At 68.2% G+C, this 26,480-nt stretch carries 24 protein-coding genes; 13 read left to right on the top strand and 11 right to left on the bottom strand.

The window, feature by feature from the left end; genetic code table 11:
- The 4 genes from sdhA to ACLQ6X_RS00365 form a co-directional block, all read right to left on the bottom strand.
- Positions 1-1,771, bottom strand: a 1,771-nt coding sequence (gene sdhA / locus ACLQ6X_RS00350; protein WP_411698173.1) for a succinate dehydrogenase flavoprotein subunit, incomplete at its 3' end; no start/stop codon positions are given.
- A 53-nt stretch (positions 1,772-1,824) separates the two neighbouring features.
- On the bottom strand, positions 1,825-2,274 hold the full coding sequence (locus ACLQ6X_RS00355; RefSeq protein WP_411698174.1) for a succinate dehydrogenase hydrophobic membrane anchor subunit: 450 nt from the start codon (positions 2,272-2,274) through the stop codon (positions 1,825-1,827).
- A 2-nt stretch (positions 2,275-2,276) separates the two neighbouring features.
- Positions 2,277-2,711, bottom strand: coding sequence for a succinate dehydrogenase, cytochrome b556 subunit (sdhC, locus tag ACLQ6X_RS00360; protein WP_188510316.1), 435 nt, complete (start codon positions 2,709-2,711; stop codon positions 2,277-2,279).
- Between the two features lie 124 nt (positions 2,712-2,835).
- Positions 2,836-3,972: a glycosyltransferase family 4 protein gene (locus tag ACLQ6X_RS00365; protein WP_411698175.1), complete on the bottom strand. Its 1,137-nt coding sequence runs from the start codon at positions 3,970-3,972 to the stop codon at positions 2,836-2,838.
- Positions 3,973-4,080: 108 nt separating this feature from the next.
- On the opposite strand from ACLQ6X_RS00365, the gene ACLQ6X_RS00370 reads away from it, so the two are divergent.
- The 8 genes from ACLQ6X_RS00370 to ACLQ6X_RS00405 all read left to right on the top strand — a co-directional run bounded on the left by ACLQ6X_RS00370 (position 4,081) and on the right by ACLQ6X_RS00405 (position 13,373).
- Positions 4,081-5,202 carry a mannose-1-phosphate guanylyltransferase gene (locus ACLQ6X_RS00370; protein ID WP_411698176.1) on the top strand — a complete coding sequence of 374 codons (1,122 nt, stop codon included), beginning with the start codon at positions 4,081-4,083 and terminating at the stop codon, positions 5,200-5,202.
- A 5-nt stretch (positions 5,203-5,207) separates the two neighbouring features.
- On the top strand, positions 5,208-6,176 hold the full coding sequence (locus ACLQ6X_RS00375; RefSeq protein ID WP_411698177.1) for a nucleoside hydrolase: 969 nt from the start codon (positions 5,208-5,210) through the stop codon (positions 6,174-6,176).
- 159 nt (positions 6,177-6,335) lie between these two features.
- Positions 6,336-7,406, top strand: a complete 1,071-nt coding sequence (locus ACLQ6X_RS00380) for a BMP family lipoprotein (protein WP_411698178.1) — start codon at positions 6,336-6,338, stop codon at positions 7,404-7,406.
- Positions 7,407-7,524: 118 nt separating this feature from the next.
- Positions 7,525-9,024, top strand: coding sequence for an ABC transporter ATP-binding protein (locus ACLQ6X_RS00385; RefSeq protein ID WP_411698179.1), 1,500 nt, complete (start codon positions 7,525-7,527; stop codon positions 9,022-9,024).
- Entirely contained in the window at positions 9,021-10,289 is a 1,269-nt protein-coding gene (locus tag ACLQ6X_RS00390; protein ID WP_411698180.1) for an ABC transporter permease, read from the top strand. The genes ACLQ6X_RS00385 and ACLQ6X_RS00390 overlap by 4 nt, the downstream gene beginning before the upstream one ends.
- Positions 10,286-11,560: an ABC transporter permease gene (locus ACLQ6X_RS00395; protein ID WP_411698181.1), complete on the top strand. Its 1,275-nt coding sequence runs from the start codon at positions 10,286-10,288 to the stop codon at positions 11,558-11,560. Before ACLQ6X_RS00390 ends, ACLQ6X_RS00395 begins: the two co-directional genes overlap by 4 nt.
- A gap of 31 nt (positions 11,561-11,591) precedes the next feature.
- The gene (locus ACLQ6X_RS00400; RefSeq protein ID WP_411698182.1) at positions 11,592-11,999 is read left to right on the top strand and encodes a cytidine deaminase; all 408 of its coding nucleotides are present in this window, start codon (positions 11,592-11,594) and stop codon (positions 11,997-11,999) included.
- Positions 12,000-12,077: 78 nt separating this feature from the next.
- Positions 12,078-13,373, top strand: a complete 1,296-nt coding sequence (locus ACLQ6X_RS00405; RefSeq protein WP_411698183.1) for a thymidine phosphorylase — start codon at positions 12,078-12,080, stop codon at positions 13,371-13,373.
- Between the two features lie 199 nt (positions 13,374-13,572).
- Here ACLQ6X_RS00405 and ACLQ6X_RS00410 read toward each other — a convergent pair whose 3' ends face one another.
- Complete coding sequence (locus ACLQ6X_RS00410) at positions 13,573-14,493, bottom strand: hypothetical protein (RefSeq protein WP_411698184.1); 921 nt, start codon at positions 14,491-14,493, stop codon at positions 13,573-13,575.
- Between the two features lie 276 nt (positions 14,494-14,769).
- Here ACLQ6X_RS00410 and ACLQ6X_RS00415 point away from each other — a divergent pair, with 276 nt between their 5' ends.
- From ACLQ6X_RS00415 to ACLQ6X_RS00425, 3 genes are read left to right on the top strand one after another with little or no spacing between them, the layout of a single operon-like run.
- Positions 14,770-15,882 (top strand): adenosine deaminase, encoded by a 1,113-nt coding sequence (locus ACLQ6X_RS00415; protein WP_411698185.1) that lies wholly within the window; start codon positions 14,770-14,772, stop codon positions 15,880-15,882.
- A gap of 2 nt (positions 15,883-15,884) precedes the next feature.
- On the top strand, positions 15,885-16,334 hold the full coding sequence (locus tag ACLQ6X_RS00420; protein WP_411698186.1) for a PTS sugar transporter subunit IIA: 450 nt from the start codon (positions 15,885-15,887) through the stop codon (positions 16,332-16,334).
- Positions 16,331-16,600 carry a PTS sugar transporter subunit IIB gene (locus tag ACLQ6X_RS00425; RefSeq protein WP_411698187.1) on the top strand — a complete coding sequence of 90 codons (270 nt, stop codon included), beginning with the start codon at positions 16,331-16,333 and terminating at the stop codon, positions 16,598-16,600. The genes ACLQ6X_RS00420 and ACLQ6X_RS00425 overlap by 4 nt, the downstream gene beginning before the upstream one ends.
- Positions 16,601-16,621: 21 nt before the next feature.
- Here the strand turns inward: ACLQ6X_RS00425 and ACLQ6X_RS00430 are convergent, their stop codons facing one another.
- Genes ACLQ6X_RS00430 through ACLQ6X_RS00440 form a run of 3 tightly spaced genes read right to left on the bottom strand, consistent with a single transcriptional unit; the run spans position 16,622 to position 20,349 of the window.
- On the bottom strand, positions 16,622-17,806 hold the full coding sequence (locus ACLQ6X_RS00430; protein ID WP_411698188.1) for a hypothetical protein: 1,185 nt from the start codon (positions 17,804-17,806) through the stop codon (positions 16,622-16,624).
- A 51-nt stretch (positions 17,807-17,857) separates the two neighbouring features.
- On the bottom strand, positions 17,858-19,525 hold the full coding sequence (locus tag ACLQ6X_RS00435; RefSeq protein ID WP_411698189.1) for a phospho-sugar mutase: 1,668 nt from the start codon (positions 19,523-19,525) through the stop codon (positions 17,858-17,860).
- Positions 19,525-20,349: a purine-nucleoside phosphorylase gene (locus tag ACLQ6X_RS00440; protein WP_411698190.1), complete on the bottom strand. Its 825-nt coding sequence runs from the start codon at positions 20,347-20,349 to the stop codon at positions 19,525-19,527. Before ACLQ6X_RS00440 ends, ACLQ6X_RS00435 begins: the two co-directional genes overlap by 1 nt.
- A gap of 94 nt (positions 20,350-20,443) precedes the next feature.
- On the opposite strand from ACLQ6X_RS00440, the gene ACLQ6X_RS00445 reads away from it, so the two are divergent.
- Positions 20,444-21,880, top strand: a complete 1,437-nt coding sequence (locus ACLQ6X_RS00445; RefSeq protein WP_411698191.1) for an NAD(P)H-quinone dehydrogenase — start codon at positions 20,444-20,446, stop codon at positions 21,878-21,880.
- 31 nt (positions 21,881-21,911) lie between these two features.
- Here the strand turns inward: ACLQ6X_RS00445 and ACLQ6X_RS00450 are convergent, their stop codons facing one another.
- Positions 21,912-22,724 (bottom strand): acyltransferase domain-containing protein, encoded by an 813-nt coding sequence (locus ACLQ6X_RS00450; RefSeq protein WP_411698192.1) that lies wholly within the window; start codon positions 22,722-22,724, stop codon positions 21,912-21,914.
- Between the two features lie 169 nt (positions 22,725-22,893).
- Here ACLQ6X_RS00450 and ACLQ6X_RS00455 point away from each other — a divergent pair, with 169 nt between their 5' ends.
- Positions 22,894-23,916 carry a hypothetical protein gene (locus tag ACLQ6X_RS00455; protein ID WP_411698193.1) on the top strand — a complete coding sequence of 341 codons (1,023 nt, stop codon included), beginning with the start codon at positions 22,894-22,896 and terminating at the stop codon, positions 23,914-23,916.
- A 91-nt stretch (positions 23,917-24,007) separates the two neighbouring features.
- Here the strand turns inward: ACLQ6X_RS00455 and ACLQ6X_RS00460 are convergent, their stop codons facing one another.
- Together ACLQ6X_RS00460 and ACLQ6X_RS00465 are read right to left on the bottom strand one after the other, a co-directional pair.
- On the bottom strand, positions 24,008-25,756 hold the full coding sequence (locus ACLQ6X_RS00460; protein WP_411698194.1) for an acetyl/propionyl/methylcrotonyl-CoA carboxylase subunit alpha: 1,749 nt from the start codon (positions 25,754-25,756) through the stop codon (positions 24,008-24,010).
- Positions 25,757-25,836: 80 nt separating this feature from the next.
- Positions 25,837-26,469, bottom strand: coding sequence for a Maf family protein (locus tag ACLQ6X_RS00465; protein ID WP_411698195.1), 633 nt, complete (start codon positions 26,467-26,469; stop codon positions 25,837-25,839).
- Positions 26,470-26,480 lie beyond the last annotated feature (11 nt).

The raw sequence follows: 26,480 nt of genomic DNA on the forward strand, positions 1-26,480 counted from the left end.
GTTTGGTGTCGAGCTTGATGTGGTCGACGGCGTCGGCGGAGTGCGCGTCGCCCGTCAGGTAGGCCATCGTGTGCACGAGGAAGTTCTCGTCGTCACGAACGGGGTAGTCCTCGCGGAAGTGGCCGCCACGGCTCTCCTTGCGCGACAGCGCCGAGTAGACGACGACCTCGGCCAGGTCGAGCAGGAAGCCGAGCTCGACGGCCTCGAGCAGGTCGGTGTTGAACCGCTTGCCCTTATCCTGCACGGCTATGTTCTTGTAGCGCTCACGCAGACCCTCGATCACCCGGGTGACCTCGATGAGCGTCTCCTCGGTGCGGAACACCTGGGCGTTGCGGTCCATCGAGTCCTGCAGCTCTTTGCGGATAGCGGCGATGCGCTCGGTTCCGTTGGAGTTGCCCAGGGTCTGCAGCATGGTGCGGATGTCGCGTGCCGGATCTTCGGGCAACGGGAGGAACTCGGCGGTCTTCACGTACTCGACGGCGTTCTTTCCCGCGCGCTTACCGAACACGTTGATGTCGAGCAGCGAGTTGGTTCCGAGGCGGTTGGAGCCGTGCACTGAGACGCACGCGCACTCGCCGGCGGCGTAGAGCCCGGGTACGACGGTGGTGTTGTCGCGCAGCACCTCGGCGGCCACGTTGGTGGGGATGCCGCCCATCGCGTAGTGCGCGGTGGGGAGCACGGGAACCGGCTCGGTGTAGGGCTCGACGCCGAGGTAGGTGCGCGCGAACTCGGTGATGTCGGGCAGCTTCGCGTCGATCACCTCTTTCGAGAGGTGGGTGATGTCGAGGTAGACGTAGTCCTTGTTCGGTCCGCCGCCGCGGCCCTCGCGGATCTCGGTCGCCATGCAGCGGGCCACGATGTCACGCGGCGCGAGGTCTTTGATGGTGGGGGCGTAGCGCTCCATAAAGCGCTCACCCTCGCTGTTGCGCAGGATCGCGCCCTCGCCGCGGGCGGCCTCGGAGAGCAGGATGCCGAGACCGGCCAGGCCGGTCGGGTGGAACTGGAAGAACTCCATGTCCTCGAGCGGCAGGCCCTTGCGCCAGATGATGCCGACGCCGTCACCGGTGAGGGTGTGGGCGTTGGAGGTGGTCTTGTAGATCTTGCCGAATCCGCCGGTGGCGAAGATGATCGCCTTGCCCTGGAACACGTGCAGGTCGCCGGTGGCGAGCTCGTAGGCGACGACGCCCGACGGCTGGTCGATGCCGTCGACCGTGGTCATCACGAGGTCGAGCACGTAGAACTCGTTGTAGAAGTTGATGCCGAGCTTGACGCAGTTCTGGTAGAGCGTCTGCAGGATCATGTGGCCGGTGCGGTCGGCGGCGTAGCAGGCGCGGCGCACGGGGGTCTTGCCGTGGTCGGCGGTGTGTCCGCCGAAGCGGCGCTGGTCGATCTTGCCGTCGGGTGTGCGGTTGAACGGAAGTCCCATGTTCTCGAGGTCGAAGACCGCCTCGATGGCTTCCTTCGCGAGGATCTCGGCGGCATCCTGATCGACCAGGTAGTCGCCGCCCTTGACGGTGTCGAAGGTGTGCCACTCCCAGTTGTCTTCCTCGACGTTGGCGAGGGCTGCGGCCATGCCGCCCTGGGCCGCACCGGTGTGCGAGCGCGTCGGGTAGAGCTTGGAGATCACGGCCGTGTTGGCGTGCGGCCCGGCCTCGATGGCCGCGCGCATGCCGGCACCGCCGGCGCCCACGATCACGATGTCGTGCTGGTGGTAGTGGATTCCGTCGACGATTGCTCCGTCGGCGTACTTGTTGAAGGCTGCGTCAGTCATTGATACGGCTACGTCTTTCTACTGCACGGGGCATTTCTAGTGCGCGGGCATTTCTACTGCGCGGGGCAGAAGCTGGGGAGCATGTCGAGCTGGTCGACGGGCACGACCGGGCACGGGTCGAAGGTGTAGATCACCAGGGTTCCCAGGATCAGCAGCACAGCGGTCGAGGCGAAGATCGCGCCGAGCAGGATGCGGCGCACGGTGGGGTTCGTCGCGTAGTCGTTCACGATCGTGCGCATGCCGTTGGCGCCGTGGATGAGCGCCAGCCAGAGCAGCAGCGTGTCCCAGATGACCCAGAACGGGTCGGCGAGCTTGCCCGCCACGAACGCGAAGTCGATGGCCTTCACGCCTTCGCCGGCGACGAGGTTTACGAAGAGGTGGCCGAAGATGAGCACGAGCAGCACGACGCCGCTGGCGCGCATGTAGATCCAGCCCCACTTCTCCCAGTTGATGCCGCGGCGGGGTCGGCTCGATTCGAAACGGGGCGGGTCGATGGTCGTCATCATCAGCCTCCGAAGACGTGCATGAGCTGGCGGGGGATGAAACCGATGAGCAACACTGCCCAGAGCACGATCACGATGTAGAACATGAGCTTCTGGTGCTTGGTTCCCCAGCCCCAGAAGTCGATCAGGATGATGCGCAGGCCGTTGAGGGCGTGCAGGCCGATGGCGGCGACCAAGGCGATCTCGCCCAGCCCCATAATCGGGGTCTTGTAGGTGTTGATCACCGCGTTGTACGCCTCGGGGCTCACCCTCACGAGGCTCGTGTCGAGAATGTGTACGAGGAGAAAGAAGTAGATCGCGACCCCGGTGATGCGGTGCAGAACCCAGGACCACATGCCCTCACGGCCGCGGTACAGAGTGCCCGCCGGTCGTCTCGGAGGCTTGATCGTGGGGACCGCGCGCTTTTCAGCCAGGGTTCCCGCCGATTCCTGTGGCACGTAACCCTCCTTGCGGATGAGCGGCCACGCTGCGCACTTGGTCAGCGGGACCGGTGGATGTTCGGTCGTCGAACGTATTCATCCTATGTCGAGTCGCGCGGAGTCGCTTGTCAGGCAACCCTAATTAGCTCGACTTCAAGACAGTTTTTCCGGCGGAGACGATGGCGGCCTCGTAGTGGCCCACGAGCTCGGCGCAGACGGAGTGCCACGATCGCCCGATGACCGAGCGCCGCCCGGCCTCTCCCATGCGCAGTCTCGCGGCCCGGTCGGTCGACAGCAGCTCGACGAAGGAACGCAGGCCCGTGTCATCCGTCGGCTCGAAAAGGAAACCGTTGACGCCGTGGTCGACGAGGTCGATGGGCCCGCCCGACCGCGGCGCGATCACCGGCACGCCGCTGGCGAAGGCCTCCTGCAGCGTCTGGCCGAAGGTCTCCTCGGTGCCCGTGTGCACGAACAGGTCGAAGCTGGCGTAGGCGGCGGCGAGTTCGGCGCCGCCTAGTCGGCCGAGCCAGGTGACGGGCATTCCGGCGAGGGCGCGCTTGGCCGACGGCACCGACGGGCCGTCGCCGACGATGGCGAGCCGCACGCCCGGGAGGCCGCGCAGGGCCTTGAACCGCTCCACCTGCTTCTCGGGCGCGATGCGGCCGACGTAGCCGACGACGACCTCGCCGTTCGGCGCGAGCTGGTCGCGCAGCGCGATCGTCGCCGGATCGAGGCGGTTCGCGGGGTGGTAGCGCACGAGGTCGACGCCGCGTCCCCAGCGGGCGAGACGCCGGATGCCGGCTGCCGAGAGGTCGGCCATCGAGGCGCTCGACGGCACCAGTGTGACCGCGGCACCCTCGTGGATCCAGCGCACGACCCGCCACGCGAACGAGGTGGCCGCGCCCAGGTGGTTGCGGCGGGCGTAGCCGGCGACATCGGTCTGGAAGATGGCCACCGACGGGACGCCGAGCCGGCCGGCCGCGGCGATCGCCTGCGCGCCGAGCAAAAACGGCGACGCGGCGTGCACGATGTCGGGCGCGAACGCGGCGATCAGGCGCTGCACGTGCGGGCTCGGCAGGCCGACGGGAAACTGGCGGTAGGCGAGGGCGGGAACCTCGTGCACGGGGAATCCGGCGTACTCGCGGGGGCTTCCCGCGGCCGGCACGATGACCATGGCCTCGTGTCCCTCGGCCCTCAGATGGTCGAGCACTTTGCACACGCTGTTGGTGACGCCGTTAACAGTAGGGAGAAAACTTTCGGTGACGATCGCTATGCGCATTCGAGATACCCCGCTTCGTGGCCTTAGCCAAGGCTAGGTCGGCGGTATGTCGCAGGGATGAATGCGGGGTGAAGCTCCCGTGCAGGTGTGAGGTATTAGGTTGGTCGGATGAGCGCCAACACCAAACCCCTCGAGCGTTTTTACAGCGTGATCCCCGCCGGCGGCATCGGATCCCGCCTGTGGCCGCTGTCGCGAGCCGACGCCCCCAAGTTCTTGCACGACCTCACCGGCAGCGGCCAGACACTGCTGCGCGACACCTGGGACCGCCTGGTTCCGCTCTCGGGAGAGCAGCGCGTGATGGTCGTCACCGGCCGTGCACACCGCGCCGCCGTCGAACAGCAGCTTCCCGAGCTCGCCGACAAGAATGTCGTGCTCGAGAGCGAACCGAAGGAGTCGTCGGCCGCGATCGGTCTCGCCGCGGCGATTCTCGTGCGCCGCGAACCCGATGTGATCATCGGCTCGTTCGCCGCCGACAACGTGATCAAAGACCAGCGTGGTTTCCGCCGCTCGGTGATCGAGGCCGTGGCGCTCGCCGACGCAGGCTACATCGCGACGATCGGCATGAACCCCACCGAGCCGGCGATCGGCTTCGGCTACATCCACTGCGGCAAGGCCCTCGAGATCCCCGGTGCCCCCAGCGCGCTCTACGTCGACAAGTTCGTGGAGAAGCCCGACCTCGCGACCGCGAAGGGCTACCTCAAAGACGGCAACTACCTGTGGAACGCCGGAATGTTCATCTCGCGCGCCGACGTGTTGCTCGAGCAGCTCGGCCAGGAACAGCCCGAACTGCTCGCCGGGCTCAACGAGCTCGCCGACGCCTGGGACACCCCGCAGCGCGGTGCCGTCGTCGACAAGGTCTGGCCCGGACTGACCAAGATCGCGATCGACTACACCGTGGCCGAGCCCGCCGCGGCCTCCGGGCGCCTCGCCGTCGTCCCCGGCGACTTCGACTGGGACGACGTGGGAGACTTCGCGGCGATCGGCAAGCTGCACTCGGGCGGACGCAAAAAAGACCTCGCCATCCTGGGCGAGAACGCGCGCGTGTTGGCCGACTCGTCGAGCGGCGTCGTCATCAGCCAGACCGGCCGTCTCATCTCGCTGATCGGGGTGAACGACATCGTGGTCGTCGACACCGCCGACGCACTGTTGGTCACCACCACCGCGAACGCCCAGCGGGTGAAGTCGGTCGTCGACGCGCTCAAGCTGTCCGGCCGCAACGACGTGCTGTAACGCCCGTGGGCGCCGCCATCCCGCTGATCATCGACACCGATACGGCGCAGGACGACTGCGTCGCGCTGCTCGTCGGGCTGCTCGATCCGCTCGCCGACCTGCGGGCGATCACCATGGTGGCGGGCAATGTGGGCTTCGACCGGCAGATCCTCAACGCCCACATGACGCTGAGCGTGGCGGGGCGACTGGGCCGGGTTCCGGTGTACCTCGGCTGCCGGCGGCCGCTCGTGCGCGAGTGGGTGTCGGCCGAGTACGTGCACGGCGACGGCGCGGGCGGGCTCACCATGGACTTCGCCGGGCTCGAGCCCGAGGCGCAGCACGGCGTAGACGCGCTCATCGCCCACACCGCGGCCGCGCCGGGCGAGATCACCGTCGTGTGCATCGGCCCGCTCACCAACATCGCGATGGCGGCCATCAAAGACCCGTCGTTCGTGACGAACGTGAAGGCGCTCGTGATCATGGGCGGTTCGAACAACGCGCGGGGCAACATCACGGCGGCGGCCGAATACAACTTCTATGTCGATCCCGAGGCCGCCAAGACGGTGTTCGAGGCGGGGTTCGCATCGATCACGGTCGTGCCGTGGGCTCCGGTGGCGCTGCGCGACGCCGTCTTCGACCGCGAGCGGCTCGACCGCATCGCGCGGCTCGACACCCCCATCGCCAGGTTCTTCGCGTCGATCACCGCGACGACGCTCGGGTTTAACGAGAGCGTGGGCATCCACGGCTCCACCCACCCCGACTCGCTCACGGCGGCCGTGCTGCTGCACCCCGCGCTCGTCACCGCGAGCGACGAGTACGCGGTCGAGATCGAGACCGGCTCCGCGCTCACCCGCGGGTACGCGGCCATGTCGTGGGGCGTGCACGGCCTGACCCCCAACGCGACGGTCGTGGACGGCGTCGACGCGGCCGGTTTCGCCGACTATCTCACCGATCTGCTCGCCACCGAGACGGCGCCTGACCGGCAGTTACGCTGACCGTTCGGCCCCGCGGATTTCCTAGACATTTCGGGAGCATCCCAGCTTTGTAACGTCTGAGGCATAGTTGGGGAATTTCGTCCACCGCGCTGGTCGCAATCGGTAATCTGGGTGGCATCCGCCCTGGTATCGCCAGGGCATGCATCTGGAGGAAATCTAGTGAACGTAATCACACGCAAGCGTGGTCTCGCTGGCCTGGCGCTCGTCGGCGCAGCGAGTCTCATTTTGGCCGGTTGTGCAGCAGCACCGGAAGAGGGCGACACCGCTGAAAGCGTCGACTACAAGGCCTGCGCCGTCTCCGACGAGGGCAGCTGGAACGACAAGTCGTTCAACGAGGCGGCCTACGCGGGTCTGACCCAGGCCGAAGACGAGCTCGGTGTCGAGATCGCCGACGCAGAGTCCGCGTCCACCGACGACTTCGAGCCGAACCTCAGCAACATGATCGACGCGAACTGCGACATCATCTTCGCGGTGGGCTTCAACCTCATCGACGCGGTCAACTCCGCCGCGGCAGCGAACCCCGAGAACCACTTCGTCACGATCGACGGCTACGTCGCCGAAGAGACGACCACCAACCTCAAGCCCATCGTCTACTCGATGAACGAGTCGAGCTACCTCGCCGGCTACCTCGCCGCCGCATACTCGACCACGAAGGTCGTCGGCACCTACGGCGGACTCCAGATCGACGCCGTCACCGACTTCATGACCGGCTTCTACAACGGTGCCAAAGCCTACGAGACCGAGACGGGCACCCCCGTCAACGTGCTCGGCTGGGACCCGGCGGCAGCGACCGGGCTCTTCACCGACGGCTTCGGCGACTCGGAAGGCGCGAAGAGCATCAGCGCCGGCCAGATCGCCCAGGACGCCGACGTCATCTTCCCCGTCGCGGGTGGACTCTTCAGCGCAACGTCTGAAGCCATCAACGAGTCGGGCAAGGACGTCGTCTTCATCGGTGTCGACAAGGACATCGCCGTGACGAGCCCCGAGTACGAAGACCAGGTTCTCACCTCGGTTCTCAAGAAGATGACCGACGCCGTGTTCGACGTCATCGAGGAGCAGGTCGGCGGCGCCGAGTTCGACGCGACCCCGTACGTGGGAACGCTCGAGAACGAGGGCACCGACCTCGCCGAGTTCGGAGCGTTCGACGACAAGGTCGACGCCGAGATCAAGGACAAGCTCGAAGAGCTCAAGGCCGGCATCATCGACGGAAGCATCGACCCCCTCAAGTAGGCGGTCGCGACAACACACGCACGCAGCAAACGCCGGGGTGGCCGATCGCCACCCCGGCGTTCTGCGTGGGTCGCCCGATGCTCTCACCCGACCGTTTTACTGGCAGAATCTTGACACGATGAAACTCGAACTCCGCGGCATCACCAAGCGCTTTGGTGCACTCGTCGCCAATGACCACATCGACCTCACCGTCGAACCAGGAGAGATCCACTGCCTCCTCGGCGAGAATGGCGCGGGCAAGTCCACCCTGATGAACGTGCTCTACGGCCTGTACAAGGCCGACGAGGGCGAGATCCTGCTCGACGACGAGCCGGTTCGCTTCCTCAGCCCTGGTGACGCTCTCGCCGCCGGAATCGGCATGGTGCACCAGCACTTCATGCTGATCCCGGTCTTCACCGTCGCCGAGAACGTGATGCTCGGCCACGAGCCGGTCAAGGGCGGCGGCGTGCTCGACCTGCCGACGGCGCGCACGCTCGTCACCGACATCTCCAAGCGATTCGGCTTCGACATCGACCCCGACGACGTCGTCGGAGACCTGCCGGTCGGTGCCCAGCAGCGCGTCGAGATCATCAAAGCCCTCGCCCGCGACGCCCAGGTGCTCGTGCTCGACGAACCCACCGCGGTGCTCACCCCGCAGGAGACCGACGAGCTCATGATCATCATGAAGCAGCTCGCCGCCGGTGGTACATCCATCGTCTTCATCACCCACAAGCTGCGCGAGGTGAAAGAGGTCGCCGACCGCATTACCGTCATGCGGCTGGGAAAAATCGTCGCGACCGCCTCGCCATCCGCATCGACCACCGAGCTCGCCTCTCTTATGGTGGGCCGCGCCGTCGACCTCACCGTGGAGAAGAACCCGCCGACGCTCGGGGGCGAGTCGTTCGTCGTCGCGGGACTCACCGTTCTCGACGCCAAGGGACAGCGCCTGCTCGACGACGTGTCGTTCACCATCCGTGAGGGCGAGATCCTCGCCGTGGCGGGTGTGCAGGGCAACGGCCAGACCGAGCTCACCGAGGCCATCCTGGGTCTGCGCTCGGGCGTCAAGGGCTCGATCACGCTCGACGGCAGAGAGATCGTCGGCGCCTCGGTGCGGCAGACTCTCGACGCCGGCATCGGGTTCGTTCCGGAAGACCGCAAGAAAGACGGGCTCGTCGCGGAGTTCTCGGTGGCCGAGAACCTCATGCTCGACCGCAGCGTCGGGGAACCGTTCGCCAAGGGCCTCAACATCAAGTTCGACTACCGCGAAGAATTCGCCGAGAAGTCGATCAAGGAGTTCGACATCCGCACGCAGGGAACCGACACCCTCGCGGGCCGGCTCTCGGGCGGAAACCAGCAGAAGGTCGTGCTCGCGCGCGAACTCTCCCGCGACCTGCGGCTGCTCATCGCGTCGCAGCCCACCCGCGGCCTCGACGTCGGATCGATCGAATTCGTGCACGACCGCATCGTCGCGACGCGCGACTCGGGCATCCCCGTGCTAATCGTGTCGACCGAACTCGACGAGGTGGTCGGGCTCGCCGACCGCATCGCCGTGATGTACCGCGGCAAGATCGTGGGCATCGTCGACGCAGACACCAGCCGGGCGACCCTCGGCGAGATGATGGCAGGAATCGCAGCATGACCGATCACGCCCCGACACCGACGATGGTGACGCCGAACCTCGAACCGGAGACCCCACCGTCGCGCTGGGCGGTCGCCTGGCGCGACATCGTGTCCGGCAGCCCGCTGCGCACACTGCTCGCGATCGTGCTCGCCTTCGCCGTGGGTGCCGTGCTCATCGTGCTCACCAACGAGGAGTTCCTCTCGTCGGTCGGCTACATCTTCTCCCGCCCCAGCGACGCCATCGAGGCGGCGGTCAACGCCGTCGTCGAGGGCTACGGCGCGCTCTTCCGCGGCTCGATCCTCAACCTCCAGGGCGACACGTTCGCCGAGGTCGTGCGTCCACTCACCGAGACCCTGCGCCTCGCGACCCCGCTCATCGCGGCCGGCCTCGGCATCGCGCTGAGCTTCCGCGTCGGCATGTTCAACATCGGCGGCCAGGGCCAACTGCTGTTCGGCGCCGGCTTCGCCGGTTTCGTCAGCTTCCACGTGAGCCTGCCGTTCCCGCTGCACCTGCTGCTCGCCATCGTCGTGGGCATCCTCGGCGCCGCGGCCTACGGCGCCCTCGTGGGCTTCCTGAAGGCACGCACCGGCGCGAACGAGGTGATCGTCACGATCATGCTCAACTACATCGCGTTCTACCTCATCACCTATCTCATGCGCACGCCGGTGCTGCAGGACCCGACCTCCGGCGGCACGCCGAAGACGCCGGCTCCCGACGCCAGCGCGCAACTGCCCCTGCTCTTCGGCGGCAGCTTCGCGCTGCACTGGGGCTTCGTGATCGTGATCGGCGCGACGTTCCTGTTCTGGTGGCTGATGGAACGCTCGACCCTGGGCTACCGCTTCCGCGCGGTCGGCCTCAACCCGAGCGCGGCCCTCACGGCGGGCATCAACGTGAACCGCATCTACGTTCTCGCAATGGCGCTCTCCGCCGGCTTCGTCGGTCTGGCCGGTGTTAGCCAGGCGCTCGGCCGCACGGCCGGCTTCACCCCCACCGTCGACGCCGGCATCGGGTTCGACGCCATCACCGTGGCACTGCTCGGCGGCTCCACCGCGGGCGGGGTGTTCCTCGCCGGACTCCTCTTCGGCGCCATGAAGGCCGGCGGCCCGTCGATGCAGATCGCCGACGTTCCCCCCGAGCTGCTCGGTGTCGTGCAGGGACTCATCGTGCTGCTCATCGCGGCACCCCCGCTCGTCCGTGCCATTTTCCGCCTGCCGTCTCCATCGGCCCAGAACGCCCGAACCCGCGCAGCGCGTCGCTCGGCAAAGAAGGGTGGCGTGAAGTGACGACCGTTGTCTCCACCCCCGTCGTGCACACGATCACCGAGGTTCCCCGCAAGTGGAAGATCGCCGTCGTGCTCAGCGTGCTCGCGTTCGTCGCGTTCGTCGTCTTCGGCCTCTTCGGCGACGACCGCACCGCGCTCATCGTCTTCTCGGAGGCCACCGACGCGATCGTGATCCCGAACGTGCCGGTCACCTCCCAGGTGCTCTGCCTGGTCGTCGGTGTGTTGCTGCTCGTGCTCGCCGCCGTGTCCGTCATGCTCACGGTGCGCCGCCGCGCGGTGCCGCTCTGGCTCATCATCACCTTCACCCTGCTGTTCCTGATCGCGCTCGTCGTGTTCACCGGCGCGGGTTCGAAGGTGCCCGTGGTGTTCCTGATCAGCGGCTCGATCGCCCTCGCCACCCCCGTGATCTTCGGCGCCCTCGCCGGCGTCATCGGCGAACGGGTCGGCATCGTCAACATCGCGATCGAGGGCCAGCTGCTCGCCGGCGCGTTCGTCTCGGCAGTCGTCGCGAGCGTCACCGGCAGCCTCACCCTCGGCCTCGTCGCCGCCCTCATCGGTGGCGCCCTCGTCTCCATGGTGCTCGCGGCGTTCTCGATCAAGTACCTCGTCGACCAGATCATCGTCGGTGTCGTTCTCAACGCCCTCGTCATCGGGCTCACGAACTTCTTCTACGCCGCGGTGCTCAACGACAACTCCCAGGAGACGAACTTCCCCGGAACCCTGCCGTTCCTGCCGATCCCGCTGCTCTCCGACATCCCCGTCATCGGCGCGGTGCTCTTCGACCAGCGCATCACCACGTACCTCATGTTCGTTCTGGTTCCGCTCGTCTGGTTCATCCTGTTCAAGACCAAGATCGGCCTGCGCATCCGCGCGGTGGGCGAGCACCCCCTCGCCGCCGACACGGTCGGCATCAACGTCAATCGCACCCGGTTCTGGACGGTCTCGATCGCCGGCACCATCGCCGGCCTCGGCGGTGCGGCTCTCACACTCGGCTCCGTCGGTGCGTTCGTGCGCGAGATGTCGGCCGGCCAGGGCTTCATCGCGCTCGCCTGCGTGATCCTCGGACGCTGGAACCCGTGGCTCGCGGCCCTCGCCGCCCTGCTCTTCGGTTTCTCGAAGAACTTCCGCATCTTCGCCGGACAGACCGGAGCGGACATCCCGCCCGACCTCATCGCGATGGTGCCGTACCTCGTCACCCTCGTCGCCGTCGCCGGTCTCGTCGGCCGCGTGGTCGGCCCGGCCGCGGCCGGCAAGCCCTACGTCAAGCAGTAAGGCCAAGCTTCTAATCGAAAGGACAGGCTTTATGGTCGAGATCGACTGGGACGCCCTGCGCGTCGCCGCCAATGAAGCGATGCAGAAGTCGTATTCTCCGTATTCGAAGTTCCCGGTGGGAGCCGCGGCGCTGGTCTCCGACGGTCGCATAATTTCCGGATGCAACGTGGAGAACGCCTCCTACGGTGTCGGGCTCTGCGCCGAATGCGCTCTCGTGTCCGCCCTGCACATGTCGGGTGGCGGCGAGCTCGTCGCGTTCACCTGCGTCGACGGACACGGCAACATCCTCATGCCGTGCGGCCGCTGCCGCCAGCTGCTCAACGAGTTCTCGGCCGAGGGCATGCTGCTCGAGACGGTCTCCGGCATCAAGACGATGGACGAGGTGCTGCCCGACGCCTTCGGCCCGCGCCAGCTAGCCGAATACGCCGCCGCCGATTGAGTAGGTCGCGCAGCGACCTCACGCCGATTGAGTAGGTCGCGCAGCGACCGTATCGAAATCCAACGCTAGGAGACCCCCATGTCCGTTGAACCCTTCGACGTCGTCGACCTCATCCGCACAAAGCGCGACAGGGGTTCGCTCTCAACCGCGCAGATCGACTGGCTCGTCGACGCCTACACGCGCGGCTACGTGGCCGACGAGCAGATGGCCGCCATGACCATGGCGATCTTCCTCAACGGCATGCAGCGCGAGGAGATCCGCGACCTCACTCTCGCGATGATCGCGAGCGGCGAGACGCTCTCGTTCGAGGGGCTCGGCAAGGCCACCACCGACAAGCACTCCACCGGAGGGGTGGGCGACAAGATCACGTTGCCGTTGGCTCCGCTCGTGGCATCCTTCGGCGTCGCGGTTCCGCAACTCTCCGGACGCGGACTCGGCCACACCGGCGGAACCCTCGACAAGCTCGAGTCGATCCCCGGCTGGCGTGCCTCGCTCAGCAACGAGGAGTTCCACAGCCAGCTGCGCGAGGTCGGCGCCGTCGTCTGCGCCGCGGGCTCGGGGCTCGCCCCCGCCGACGGCAAGCTCTACGCCCTGCGCGACATCACCGGAACCGTCGAGGCGATCCCGCTCATCGCGTCGTCGATCATGAGCAAGAAGATCGCCGAGGGCACGTCGGCGCTCGTGCTCGACGTGAAGTTCGGCTCGGGTGCCTTCCTGAAAGACATCGAGCAGTCGCGCCTGCTGGCGGAGACCATGGTCGCGCTCGGCAAGGACGCCGGAGTCGCGACGACCGCGCTGCTGACCAACATGAACGTGCCCCTGGGGCTCGCGATCGGCAACGCCAACGAGGTGCGCGAGTCGGTCGAGGTGCTCGCCGGCGGGGGCCCCGCCGATGTCGTCGCGCTCACCGTCGCCCTGGCCCGCGAGATGCTCGCCCTCGCCGGACGGCCCGACGCCGACGTGGAGGCGGCCCTCGCCGACGGCCGCGCGATGGACACCTGGAACGCGATGATCCGCGCGCAGGGCGGCGACCCCACGGCCGAGCTGCCCGTCGCGAAGGAGACCCACGTCGTCACGGCCTCCCGCAGCGGCGTGCTCGTCGAGCAGCAGGCGCTGCCGTTCGGAATCGCCGCCTGGCGTCTCGGCGCAGGCCGTGCGCGCAAGCAGGATCCGGTCCAGCACTCCGCCGGCGTCGACCTGCACGCGAAACCGGGTGACACGGTTACGGCCGGACAGCCGCTCTTCACCCTCAGCGCCGACGAGCCGGAACGCTTCGAGCGCGCGCTCGAGGCGCTCGAGGGCGCGTACCGCATCGGCGATCCGGGCGACACCGTCGAGACAGGCGGCCCGCTCATCGCCGGCCGCATCGACTAGCGCCGCTCGCACCAATCGCTGCCACGAGCCGAGGGGCAATCTTTCGACCCTCAACGCCCGCTAGACATCGCTTGTTTGCCCTTCGATAGCCGCTGACGGCCGACTTAGGCCACAGGGGCAAGAAATCGACCCTGGGCGACGCGCTGAACGTCGATTCCTTGCCCTCAGTGGTCGCCCGCTGAGGTGCCCCGCCAGCGGGTCAGCCCGCCCACCCTTTCGCGCGAAGGTCTGTTCGTAGCTGGTCGAGAATTTCCCGGGAGTCGGCGAGGTCGGCAGCAGCCGCCCTCGTGTGGTGGTAGCCGATTTTCGCTAGACGGCGCACCCGTTGGATGTCGCTCTGCCACGTCCGCGGGTCAGTGCGGTGATGGTCGCCTTCATAATCGAAGGACTCCGTAAACTCTGGGAAGCACAGGTCGGGCATCGCGACTTTGTTTCCTTGTGCGTCGTACAGCTGAAGGTTCACCTCTGGACGAGGCAGACCCGCCAGAGCAAATCTGTGGCGAAACGACGATTCCGGCGATGAATCCGCTCGAGCGCTCAACTCGGAAACCGTGCGATGCAGGGCGGACCGCGCGGCTCCCCGGTGATTCGCCACCGCTCGCGCAATTTCAGCGGGATACGTCAACGGATTTCGCCACCAGAGGAGTGTGTCGCCCGCCGCGAGCAGCTCCTCGTCGTTCAGCAGGCCAGCGATGTCGCACCAGGTGCGGACGGGGGATGTCATTGCCATGCCGTCGCGCACGGTCAGATCGCCGGGCCGCAGCCGCAGTTTGTGGCCGCGGATGCCCCGCGCCTGTTGTGCCCGTTTCGGGGCGGGCACGGCCACGTCGAGTACATCGCTTTCGAGTAATCGAAAGGGCAGCCGAATGCCCAGCAGCCGCGCTGCGGTGACGTGTGAGAAGAATGCGGACGGACGCGCTCGCGTTAGGTACGCGTGGCACAGTTCGGTGAAACCGCCCGCGATGGCCGGCCCGCGAACGCCCCAGAACGGCCGGGCCAGGTCGGTGCCACGCAGTCGACCTTCGCCGATTCCGTTCTGCCGTGCTTCGCCCACGCTGAACGGTTGCCCAGCCAGGGGCGCCGGAAGAGGAATCCGGGGTGACGAGCTGCGCTGTGTCATCGGGCAAGTGTGGCCCGGTACATCCGCGCCTCGACGGCCGTCCACACGCCCGCATCGGCGTGGGGGTCCTGTTGAGGACGGGCCGCGCCCCGAACGGAGGGGCAAACAATCGACTCTCGGCAGGCCCTTCAGGGTCGAAAGCTTGCCCCTCTGGTCTGACGCCCGTACAGAGGGGCAAGCAACCGACCCCAGGCACGCCCTTAACGGTCGAAAGTTTGCCCCTCGGGTCTGGCAGGGCCGGACGGCGAGCAGGCGCGGCAGGGTAGATTTAGTCCCATGAACTCCGCTGCCGAAACGTACATTCTTCCGGGTGGTGGCGCTTCGATCACGGCGCTGCCCAAGATCTCCCTCCACGACCACCTCGACGGCGGACTCCGCCCGCAGACGATCATCGATCTGGCCGAGGAAATCGGGTTGGACCTGCCGACGACGGATGCGACCGAGCTCGCTGCGTGGTTCGAGTCGCAGTCGAGCAGCGGGTCGCTCGTCGAGTACCTCAAGACCTTCGACGTGACCATCGCCGTTATGCAGACCCGCGGTGGCCTGTTCCGCGTCGCCCGCGAGTTCGTGCAGGACCTCGCCGCCGACGGCGTCGTCTACGGCGAGGTGCGCTGGGCGCCCGAACAGCACCTGACCGCCGGACTCAGCCTCGACGAGGTCGTCGAAGCCGTGCAGGAGGGGCTCGAGCAGGGCGTCGCCGACGCCGCCGAGTCGGGACACACCATCCGGGTCGGCCAGCTGGTCAGCGCGATGCGTCACGCCGACCGCGGCCTCGAGATCGCCCAGCTCGCCGTGCGTCAGCGCGACAACGGCGTGGTCGGCTTCGACATCGCCGGCGCGGAGGCCGGCTTCCCGGCCAGCAAGCTCGCCGACGCCTTCGACTACCTCGCCCAGAACTTCCTGCCCGTCACCGTGCACGCCGGCGAGGCCGACAGCCTCGACAGCATCAAGAGCGCGCTGTTCGACGGCCGCGCGCTGCGCATCGGTCACGGCGTGCGCATCGCCGAAGACATCAGCACCACGAGCGAAGACGACGAGGGCGTCTACGTCGAACTCGGCCCGGTCGCCGAGTGGATCAAGGACCGCCAGATCGCCCTCGAGCTGTCGCCGTCGTCGAACCTGCAGACCAACGCCTGGGGCACCGAGCTCGCCGACCACCCGTTCGACGTGCTCTACCAGCTCGGCTTCCGCGTCACCGTGAACGTGGACAACCGGCTGATGAGCAACACGAGCCTCTCGAAGGAACTGTTCCTGCTCGCCGAGGAATTCGGCTACACGCTCGACGACCTCGCGCAGTTCCAGCTCAACGCGGCCGCCGCATCCTTCCTCTCGCTCGACGACCGCGACGACCTCATCGAGCAGATCCTCACCGGTTTCGAGCAGGCCTAGTTATGGCGCTTCCCGCCGTGCCAGACGAGGCCGTCGAGATCCACGCGACGGCGCCCGACTGGCGCTCCGCAGTGAACCTCGCCGGTCTCGTGCTGGTGCGCTCGGGTGCGACGACCCCCGACTATGCGAACGAGATGATCCGCATGATCGAGGAGCACGGCCCCTACGTCGTGATCGCCCCCGGACTCGCCCTCGCGCACGCGCGGCCGGGCCCGGAAGTGCTCGCCGACGGGCTGGCGATCGTGACGCTGGCCGAGCCCGTGAACTTCGGTCACCCGCACAACGACCCCGTGCGGGTGGTGCTCGGCCTCGCCGTCAAGTCGGCCGACGCGCATCTCAAGACCGTCGCGAATCTCGCGAACGTGTTCAACGACTCGAACGCCATCCAGGCGCTCGCGGCGGCGACCACCGTCGCCGAAGTGCAGGCGATCATGGCCGGGGGTTCCGAGTGAAAATCGTGGCGATCTGCGGGGCCGGCATCGGAAGCTCCGGAATCCTGAAAGTGAACGCGGAGCGGGTGCTGAAAAAGCTGGACATCGAAGCGGATGTCACGGCCGTGCATCTCGATTCGCTCGAAATGGCGCGCGACGCGCAGGTGATTCTGACGTCTGCCGAGTTCGTCGATGCGATCGGGAAGACCTTCGCCGATGTGATCGTGATCGAGAACTTCTTCGACACCAACGAGCTCACAACCAAGCTCGAGGCGTCGCTGGGCTAGCTGTACTGCCAGCCGAACCGCTCAGGCAGGCGCGGCTGCCGTGCGGCGTGCCCGGAGCAGCCGCCGAGCGCCGCCGAAGGCGAGGAAGCCGCTCACGAGCGCGAGCACGATGCCGCCGCTCAGGGCGGCGACCATGGCGTAGACCACGGTGGCGCCCATTGCCGTGACGCCACCCATCGCGAGGCGCGCGGGCGGCGGCCAGCTCGCCCACAGCGCCCAGACGATGCACGCCGCCCACACGCCGATTCCGACGCTGAGCACGCCGACGAGCGGCACATAGCCGTCGCCCGCACTCGAATAGGTCGCGATCATCGCGATGACGGCGACGACCACGATCACGCTCGCTACGGCGCATCCGCGCCGAGCCGCCACGGCGACCTGCGGCAGCCAGAACGCCAGCAGCGAGGAGACGGCCCAGAGCAGGGGGACGACGGCGAGCTGTCCGGCGGCCGATGCGACGCCGAGGCCGCTGGTCGCCGCATCCGTGCCGGTGTTGGCGACGCTCACCGCGATGCCGACCGCCCAGACCACCACGGTCACGGCGAGCGATAACGCGGCGAGCAGGATGACGCGATCGCGCACCGGTTCGACCGCGACGGACGCGGGTGCGGTCGTCGGCAACCGGAACGCGCGCCCCAGGCGGGGCAGCAGCGTGTAGACGAAGACGACCAAGGACACCGCGATCACCGCGCCCGGACCGAGCAGCGTCACGGCGACGAACGGAGCCGCGACCGCCCCCAGCGGCACGGCGATGGCAATGCTCGCGCGCACCGGCAGTCGCCGCCGGATCAGCACGAACAGCACGAGCGCGATCGCCGCGGCGAACCCGAGAACGCTCGTGAGGAGGAAGACGGTCGTGAGGCTGGCGAACAGCCCGAGCGTGCGACCCGCCTCGGAATCGTCGCCGCCGACGACGAACGAGTTCGCGGTGAGGGCGAGCGCGACCACGCCGACGATGGCGGTGGCCTGCAGCAGGCGTCGCAGCCGGACGGTCAGCGCGAGCGGCGCCGCGACCAGCCGCACGCCCACGACGATCGCCAGCGTGGGAGCGAGGATCGCGCCGAGCAGCACCTGCGCGACCTGAACCGCCGCGGGGCCCTCCCCCACGAGCGCCAACGACGCCAGCCAGGCGACGCCGAGCACCACCGCGGCACCTGCGAGCTGCGTGTCCGAGAGCGCGCGCAGTCTGGCGAGAGCTGTGGTCATGCGGTCAGTCAACCACGGCCGGGGTCGGTGATACGTCGATCCCGAGGATGACTACGCGAGCAGGTCGCGCATGGCGGCGTCGAGTTCGGCGACGACGGACGCGGCCCGCTCGCGTCGTTCTTCGGCCGTGCCATCCGTCGACGACGCGTCGATGTAGACCTTCAGCTTCGGTTCGGTGCCGCTCGGGCGCACGATGATGCGCGCCCCGCCGTCGAGCACGAACCTCAGGATGTCGCCGGGCGGGAACGAGCCGAAGCCGCCGGTGAAGTCGTCGATGTGGTCGACGCGCAGCGAGCCGACGGTTGCCGGCGGCTCGTCGCGCAGGCGGGACATCAGGCGCTGGATGTCGTCCAGGTCGTCGACGCGCAGCGAGATCTGCGACGACGCGAACGCGCCGAACTTCTCGGCGAACGCGAGTTCGTGATCGGCGAGGCTGACACCGCGTTCGGCGAGCTCGGAGACGAGCGAGAGGAAGTCGACGGCCGCCGAGATGCCGTCTTTGTCGCGCACCTTCTGCGGGTCGACGAGGTAGCCGAGGGCCTCCTCGTAGCCGAAGGCCAGCCCGCCGGCGCGGGAGATCCACTTGAAACCGGTGAGGGTCTCGACATAGTCGCGGCGGTACTCGGTGGCGATCGCCGCGAGAGCGGGGGAGGAGACGAGGGATGACGCGAGGGTGCCCTCCTCGTCGGAAGCCGCGAGCCGCTCGGCCGCGCGCCAGCCCAGCAGCGAACCCACGTCGTTGCCGCTGAGCCGCCGCCAGCCGCCGTCGGCGTCGGGCACGGCGATCGCGAGACGGTCGGCGTCGGGGTCGTTGGCGATGACGAGGTCGGCGCCGACCTCGGTGGCCGTGGCGAAGGCGAGGTCGAGCGCGCCCGGCTCCTCGGGGTTGGGGAAATCGACCGTGGGGAAGGCGGCGTCCGGCTCGATCTGGGCCTCGACGACCGTGGGCTCGGCGAACCCGGCGGCGGTGAACACGCGTCGCGCCACCTCCCAGCCCACGCCGTGCATCGCGGTGTAGACGACCCGCACGGGCGTCTTCGTCGCGCTACCCAGTGCCGCGGTGCGGCGCACATACTCGTCGACGACGTCTTCGCCGGCGAGCTCGAAATCGGCGGAACGCGGCAGCTCGAGCACGTTGCCATCGGCAGCGACACGGGCGATGTGCGCCGCGATCTCGGCATCGGCCGGGGCGACGATCTGCGAGCCGTGGTCCAGGCCGCCGAGGTAGACCTTGTAGCCGTTGTCGCGGGCCGGGTTGTGGCTCGCGGTGACCATCACGCCCGCGCTCACGTCGAGGTGCCGCACCGCGAAGGCCAGCACCGGGGTGGGAAGCATGCGGGGCAGCAGGATCGCGCGCACGCCGGCGCCGGCCATGAGCTCGGCCGTGTCGCGGGCGAAGACGGCGGAGTTGTGCCGTCCGTCGTAGCCAACGACGACGCTCGGGGTGCCGGGGCCTGCGTGCTTCTCGAGCAGGTAGGCGGCGAAACCGGCGGCGGCCTGAGCGACGAGCACCCGGTTCATGCGGTTGGAACCGGCACCGAGCTCGCCGCGCAGGCCGGCGGTGCCGAACTCGAGGCGGGCCCCGAAGCGGCGGCCGAGCTCGGCCACACCCTGCGCGTCGCCGGTCTGGGCGGCGAGAATCAGCGTCGCGAGTTCGGCGCGGGTCGTTTCATCCGGATCCTGGTCGTGCCAGGCCTGGGCGGTGTCGATCAGCGACATCACAGCGCCGCCACGATGCGGGCCAGCAGGGCGCTGATCACCGGTTCGGCCTCGGCGCCGGCCTCGAGCACCTCGGCGTGGCTCAGCGGCGTCGACGAGATCCCGGCCGCGAGGTTGGTGATGAGCGACATGCCCAGGATCTCCATTCCCGACTGGCGGGCGGCGATGGCCTCGAGCGCGGTCGACATGCCCACGATGTGGCCGCCGATCGCCTTCGCCATCTGCACCTCGGCGGGCGTCTCGTAGTGGGGTCCGCGGAACTGCGTGTAGACGCCCTCGTCGAGGCTCGGTTCGATCTGCTTCGCGATCGCCCGGAGGCGCGCGCTGTAGAGGTCGGTGAGGTCGATGAACGTGGCGCCCTCGAGCGGGGAGTCGGCGGTGAGGTTGATGTGGTCGCTGATCAGAACCGGGGTGCCCGGCTTCCACGATTCGCGGATGCCGCCGGCCCCGTTCGTGAGGATCATGGTCGTCGCGCCCGTGGCGGCCGCGGTTCGCACCGAATGCACCACGCGGCGCACGCCGTGGTTCTCGTAGTAGTGGGTGCGTGCACCGATCACGAGGGCGCGCTTGCCGCTCGGCAGCAGCACGGAACGCAGGGTGCCGGAGTGGCCGACGAGCGCCGGCTTCGAGAAGCCGGTGATCTCGTCGGCGGGGATCGTGGCCGTCGTCTCGCCGATCAGGTCGGCGGCGCGGCCCCAGCCGCTGCCGAGGGTGAGCGCGATGTCGTGTTTCTCGACACCGGTCTTCTCGGCGATTTCCGCGGCCGCGGTGGCGGCGACGGCGAACGGATCGGTGGCTGGGTCATCCAAGGGGTGGTTCGACATGAGTCCCACTCTATTGCGGGCGCCGAAGGTGTTCACGAACTGGGGGTGTCCGCGAGTTTGGGCGCGGACACCCGGGCGGGGGAGAATTGCGTACATGGCCTACGAATTCGAAACCAAGCAGCGCATCGCGGTACTCGGCGGAGGGCCTGGCGGTTACGAGGCGGCTCTCGCGGGCGCGCAGCTCGGAGCCGACGTCACGCTGATCGAGCGCACCGGTGTCGGCGGGTCGGCCGTTCTCACCGACGTCGTGCCGTCGAAGACGCTCATCGCGACCGCCGAGGCCACCAACGCGATCGGCGAGGCCGCCGACCTCGGCGTGCAGTTCTTCACCCGCGGCGAGAACGGACGCCCCGTGCGCCCCGAGATCGCCGTGAACCTCGCGGCCGTGAACGCCCGCCTGCTGCGCCTCGCCCGCCAGCAGAGCGAGGACATGAAGAGCCAGCTGATCAAGGCCGGCGTCACCGTGATCCAGGGCGAGGGACGCCTCGACGGCGCGAACCGCGTGGTCGTCTCGAACGGACGCGGCAAGAGCCGCACCGACTTCGACGAGATCGAGGCCGACACGCTCGTCGTCTCGGTGGGTGCGTCGCCCCGCCTGCTCGAGAGCGCGATGCCCGACGGCAAGCGCATCTTCACCTGGACCCAGGTCTACTCGCTCGACGAGATCCCCGAGCACCTCATCGTCGTCGGCTCCGGCGTCACGGGAGCCGAGTTCGCCTCGGCCTACCGGGCACTCGGCTCGAAGGTCACGCTCATCTCGAGCCGCGACCAGGTGCTGCCCGGCGAGGACGCCGACGCCGCCCGGGTGATCGAAGACGTCTTCACCCGCAACGGCATGACGGTGCTGTCGAAGAGCCGCGCCGACTCGGTGGTCGCCACGGCGACGGGCGTCATCGCCACCCTGTCCGACGGCCGTGTGGTCGAGGGCAGTCACTGCCTGATGGCGGTCGGCTCGATCCCGAACACCGCGGGCCTCGGCCTGTCCGAGGCGGGCGTGCAACTCACCGAGAGCGGGCACATCCGCGTGAACCGGGTGGCGCGCACGAGCGTACCGAGCATCTACGCGGCCGGGGACTGCAGCAATTCGCTGCCCCTCGCATCCGTCGCTTCGATGCAGGGCCGCACCGCGGTCTTCCACTCGATGGGCGACGCCGTGAACCCGACCGAGCTGCGCAACGTGGCGTCGAACATCTTCACCCAGCCAGAGATCGCGACGGTCGGCTGGACGCAGAAGCAGATCGAAGACGGCATCGCCCAAGGCGAGATCTACAAGCTGCCGCTCGCCTCCAACCCGCGCGCCAAGATGATGGGCATCAAAGACGGTTTCGTGAAGCTGTTCGCGCGCACCGGCTCGGGCACGGTCATCGGCGGCGTGATCGTCGCGCCGCACGCCTCCGAGCTCATCGCGTCGCTCTCGCTCGCCGTGGAGCACCGCCTCACCGTCGACCAGCTGGCGGCGGCGTTCTCGGTGTACCCCTCGCTCACGGGCAGCATCACGGATGCCGCCCGCGCGATGCACATCGTCAACTAGCTGCGGCGCCCCGCCGTTCGGGCGGGACGGTTCAGGGCAGGCGCAGCACGCCGGCGCGCTCGCGCCAGTGCCGGCCGGCGGCGAGGTGGGCGAGCGCGGCGCGCTCGAGGGTCGAACGCGGCTGCACCGCGAACAGTTCGGCGAGTGGGCGCCGGAAGATGAACTTGGCCACCGCGTGGTCACCGTGGGTCGCGCCGTCGAGAGGCGCATCCGAATCGTCGGAATCGACGAGGGTGAAGCGTCTCTGAAAGCTCAGGATGTTGCTTTCCGCGGGCAAGTACGCGGCGAGCTGGTCGTCGAGCAACCAGGACGAGCATGCGAACGCCCGCGTCGACCTGTCGCCGCGCGCGCCGAAGAAAGCGAGCGCGCGGGCGAACGAGGCGTCGCACTCGGCGGGGTCGAGCGGTCCGGTCTCGGGGATGTGCGTGGTGAAGGCCGGGCCGACCGGCGACGACGCCGCCGGTTCGAACTGCAGGCGGCCGATCGTGAACACGCCGCAGGTCACCACTTTGGCGAGCCAGTCGACGCCGGTCGCCTCGACGCCGTAGTCGCGCAGCTTCGGTTTGAGGTCGGCGAGCGAGTCGCGCGCGATGTCGTCGTCGATGCTCTGCGCGGCGAACCAGGCGCGGGCGGCGGGAACGGCACCGAGCAGGGCGAGCAGCTGGAAGCGCTCGTCGTCGCTCTGCCATGGCACGTCGCGTCCCGTGCCGATCGCGGCCTCGAGCGCCGCGCTCTGGGCGGCCACGCCCGGCTCGGTCTCCGCGGTGAGGTAGCCGAGGGCGTCAGCAACGAGGGCGGAGGGAACGTCGAGCTCGCCGGCGACCCTGAGGATGGTGTCACGCACGGTCCGAGTGTAGTCAGGGCGTGCGCGCGCCCGGCTGCGCGGCCTATTTTCACGATCGCTAGCGAACATACGGCAGCGCAGGCGAAAAAGGGCGGCGCAATCCGAGTCGATTGTCCACAGATTGACCAGTAGACGACAGGGGCGGCGTCAGACCGCGCAGGCTCTCGCCATGAGCAGCATCACATTGCCGGTAGAGCTCGGAGGCCCGATGAGCGTGGCCGACCTCGCCCGTCTGCATCCACGGGCCGCGGAATGGGCGGACGACTTCGTGCTGTCGCGCGAAATGGTGGGAGCCGCGGAGCGGGCTCGGTTGTACAGGCGGGCGCAATCGGGACAGCTCGTGACGGTCCGACCGGGCGTCTTTCTCCCCGCCGGACGGTGGACGGGGCTGACCGCTGACGATCGCTACCTCGTGCGTATCCGTGCGGCGGCGCTGACCGCGCGCTCACCCCTCGTATTCGCGGGCCTGTCAGGCGGCGCACTATGGCGCCTTCCGATCATCGGCCAGTGGCCACAGCGGCCGGTCGTCCTGGCCGAGCGGGCGGCCGGCGGCCGATCGACGCGAACCCTCGAACGACGGTGCACCGCGCTGCCCGCAGAGATCTGGGTGGTTGACGGTCTCGCGACCCTGGGGCTTCCCGAGGTGGTGGTGGATGTCGCGCGGCACGCGAGTTTCGGCGTCGCCGTTGCCATGGCGGACCGCGCGCTCGCAAAGAAGACGGCTGCAACGGGCGGGGTCCTCGGCCAGGCGGTGTCCAAGTCGGAGTTGTTCGACGCACTCACGGTGCTCGATGTCGTGCATGGCGGCGCGAAAGCTCTCGCCGTCATCGAGTTCGCGGACGGCGAGTCCGGCTCGGCAGGGGAGTCGATCAGCCGCGTGGTGATTTACCGGCTCGGGTTCGCCATGCCACTGTTGCAGTTCGAGTTTCGGGATGCGCAAGGGCGCATCGTCGTTGACTTCTGGTGGCCTGATCTGCGTCTCGTCGGCGAGTTCGACGGCAAAGGCAAGTACGTGCGCGACGAGTACACGGGCGGACGCTCGACCGCAGAGGTCGTGCTCGCCGAAAACGAACGCGAAAACCGGCTGCGTGCGCTCGGACCGACCGTGGTGCGCTGGGGCTGGGCGGAGGCGATGTCGCCGCCGATATTGCGACGCAAGCTGCTCGCCGCGGGCGTCTCTCCGAGCCCATAACGCCCGGCACGCGACATCCGGCTGCTCTTTTTCACATCAGCGCGAGAATATTCGGGCGCGGGTGTGAAAAAACGCCGCGCAACCCGTGGGTTCAGCCGATCGACAGCAGCACGTGTCCCGACGAGACGGTGCTGCCGACGGCGGCGTTGATGTCGGAGACGGTGCCGTCTTTGTGGGCGGTGATCGGCTGCTCCATCTTCATGGCCTCGAGAACGAGGATGAGGTCGCCCTTGACGACGACATCGCCGTCGGCGACCGCGAGCTTCACGATCGTGGCCTGCATCGGCGCCTTCACGCTGTTGCCCGTGGCGCTGGAGACCGTGCCGCTGCCGCGACGCTTCGGCGCGGCAGCGTTGGCGACGCCGCCGGTCGAGGGCAGCAGTTTCGAGGGCAGGGAGACCTCGATGCGCTTGCCGTCGACCTCGACGACGACGCTGTGGCGGGCGGATGCGGCGGCGGAGTCCTGCAGCGACCCGCTCCACGGCTCGATGTCGTTGTCGAAGTCGGTCTCGATCCAGCGCGTGTAGATCGAGAACGGGTTCGACGTGAAGGCCGGGTCGCGCACGATCTTGCGGTGGAAGGGCAGCACGGTGGGCAGGCCGGCGACCTCGAACTCGTCGAGGGCGCGGCGCGAGCGCTCGAGCGCGTCCTCGCGGGTCGATCCGGTGACGATGAGCTTGGCGAGCAGCGAGTCGAACGCTCCGCTGATCACATCGCCCGTGGTCACGCCGCTGTCGACACGCACGCCGGGTCCGCCGGGGAAGCGCAGCACGTTGACCGGGCCGGGCGAGGGCATGAAGTTCAGCCCGGGGTCTTCGCCGTTGATGCGGAACTCGAACGAATGACCCTGGGGGATCGGGTCGTCGTAGTCGAGCACGCCGCCCTCGGCGATGCGGAACTGCTCGCGCACGAGGTCGATGCCGGTGACCTCCTCGGAGACCGGGTGCTCGACCTGGAGGCGCGTGTTGACCTCGAGGAACGAGATGGTGCCGTCTTTCGCGACGAGGAACTCGCACGTTCCTGCGCCGACGTAGCCGACCTCCTTGAGGATCGCCTTCGACGAGGAGTACAGCTCGGCGTTCTGCGCCACCGTGAGGAACGGCGCGGGCGCCTCTTCCACGAGCTTCTGGTGGCGGCGCTGCAGCGAGCAGTCGCGGGTCGAGATCACGACGACGTTGCCGTGCGCGTCGGCCAGGCACTGGGTCTCGACGTGGCGCGGCTGGTCGAGGTATTTCTCGACGAAGCACTCGCCGCGGCCGAAGGCCGCGATGGCCTCGCGGGTGGCCGAGTCGAACAGCTCGGGAATCTCTTCGCGGGTGCGCGCGACCTTGAGACCGCGTCCGCCGCCGCCGAAGGCCGCCTTGATCGCGACGGGGAGGCCGTGGATGTCGACGAAGTCGAGCACCTCCTGCGCGCCCGACACGGGGTTCAGCGTGCCCGGCGCGAGCGGGGCGCCCACCTTCTCGGCGATATGGCGCGCGGATACCTTGTCGCCGAGCTTCTCGATCGCGTCGGGCGACGGGCCGATCCAGATGATTCCGGCGTCGATGACGGCGCGGGCGAAGTCGGCGTTCTCGGCGAGGAAGCCGTAGCCGGGGTGGATGGCGTCGGCACCGGAGCGGCGGGCCACCGAGAGGATCTTCTCGATCACGAGGTAGGTGTCGGCCGAGGTGGCGCCGTCGAGCGCGTAGGCCTCGTCGGCGAGCTTGACGTGTCGCGCGTCCCTGTCCTGGTCGGCGTACACCGCCACCGAGGTGATGCCGCTGTCTTTAGCGGCGCGGATAACGCGTACTGCGATCTCTCCGCGGTTAGCGATGAGGACCTTGGAGATGCGAGCCATAGTTCCCTAGCTTATGGGGCCGCGAGGGCTCCCAATTTGGTTGCTGTCTACAAGAAAGGCGGATGCCACCCTGAGGTGCCCTACAACGCGCGGTTCCACAGGGTGTGCCAGCGCACTCCGAATTCGAGAAGTAGTTCGCGAAGGAGGGCGACCGAGAGTCCCACGACGGCGTGCGGGTCGCCCCGCACCTCGCTGATGAACGGGGCGCCGAGGCTGTCGATCGTGAACGCGCCGGCGACCTGCAGCGGTTCGCCCGTCGCCACGTAGGCGTCGATCTCCTCGTCGCTGATGTCGGCGGCGAACCGCACGCTCGAGGTCGAGACCCCGCCGGTCGCCCCCGCAACCACCCCGCCGCGGTGGTCGATGAGCCAGTGTCCGGAATGCAGCTCGCCCTCCCTGCCGCGCTGCAGCAGCCAGCGTTCGCGCGCCACCTCGGGCTCGTGCGGCTTGCCGTAGACGACGCCGTCGAGCTCGAACGCCGAATCTCCGCCCAGGATGAATCCGTCGATGGGTGCGCCGTCGACCGTGCGGCCCACGACGGCCTCGGCCTTCAGACGGGCCAGCAACAGCACCATCTCGGGGGCGGTCAGGGGTCCGGCTGCTTCCACCGCGGCATCCTCGTCGACATTCGACGCGAGCAGAATCGGCTCGACCCCGACCGCGCGCAGCGTCGCGAGCCTGGCCGGCGATGTCGACGCGAGGTACAGACGCACGCTGACTCCTA

This window comes from Conyzicola sp., from assembly GCF_046714715.1.
Lineage (GTDB): Bacteria > Actinomycetota > Actinomycetes > Actinomycetales > Microbacteriaceae > Conyzicola.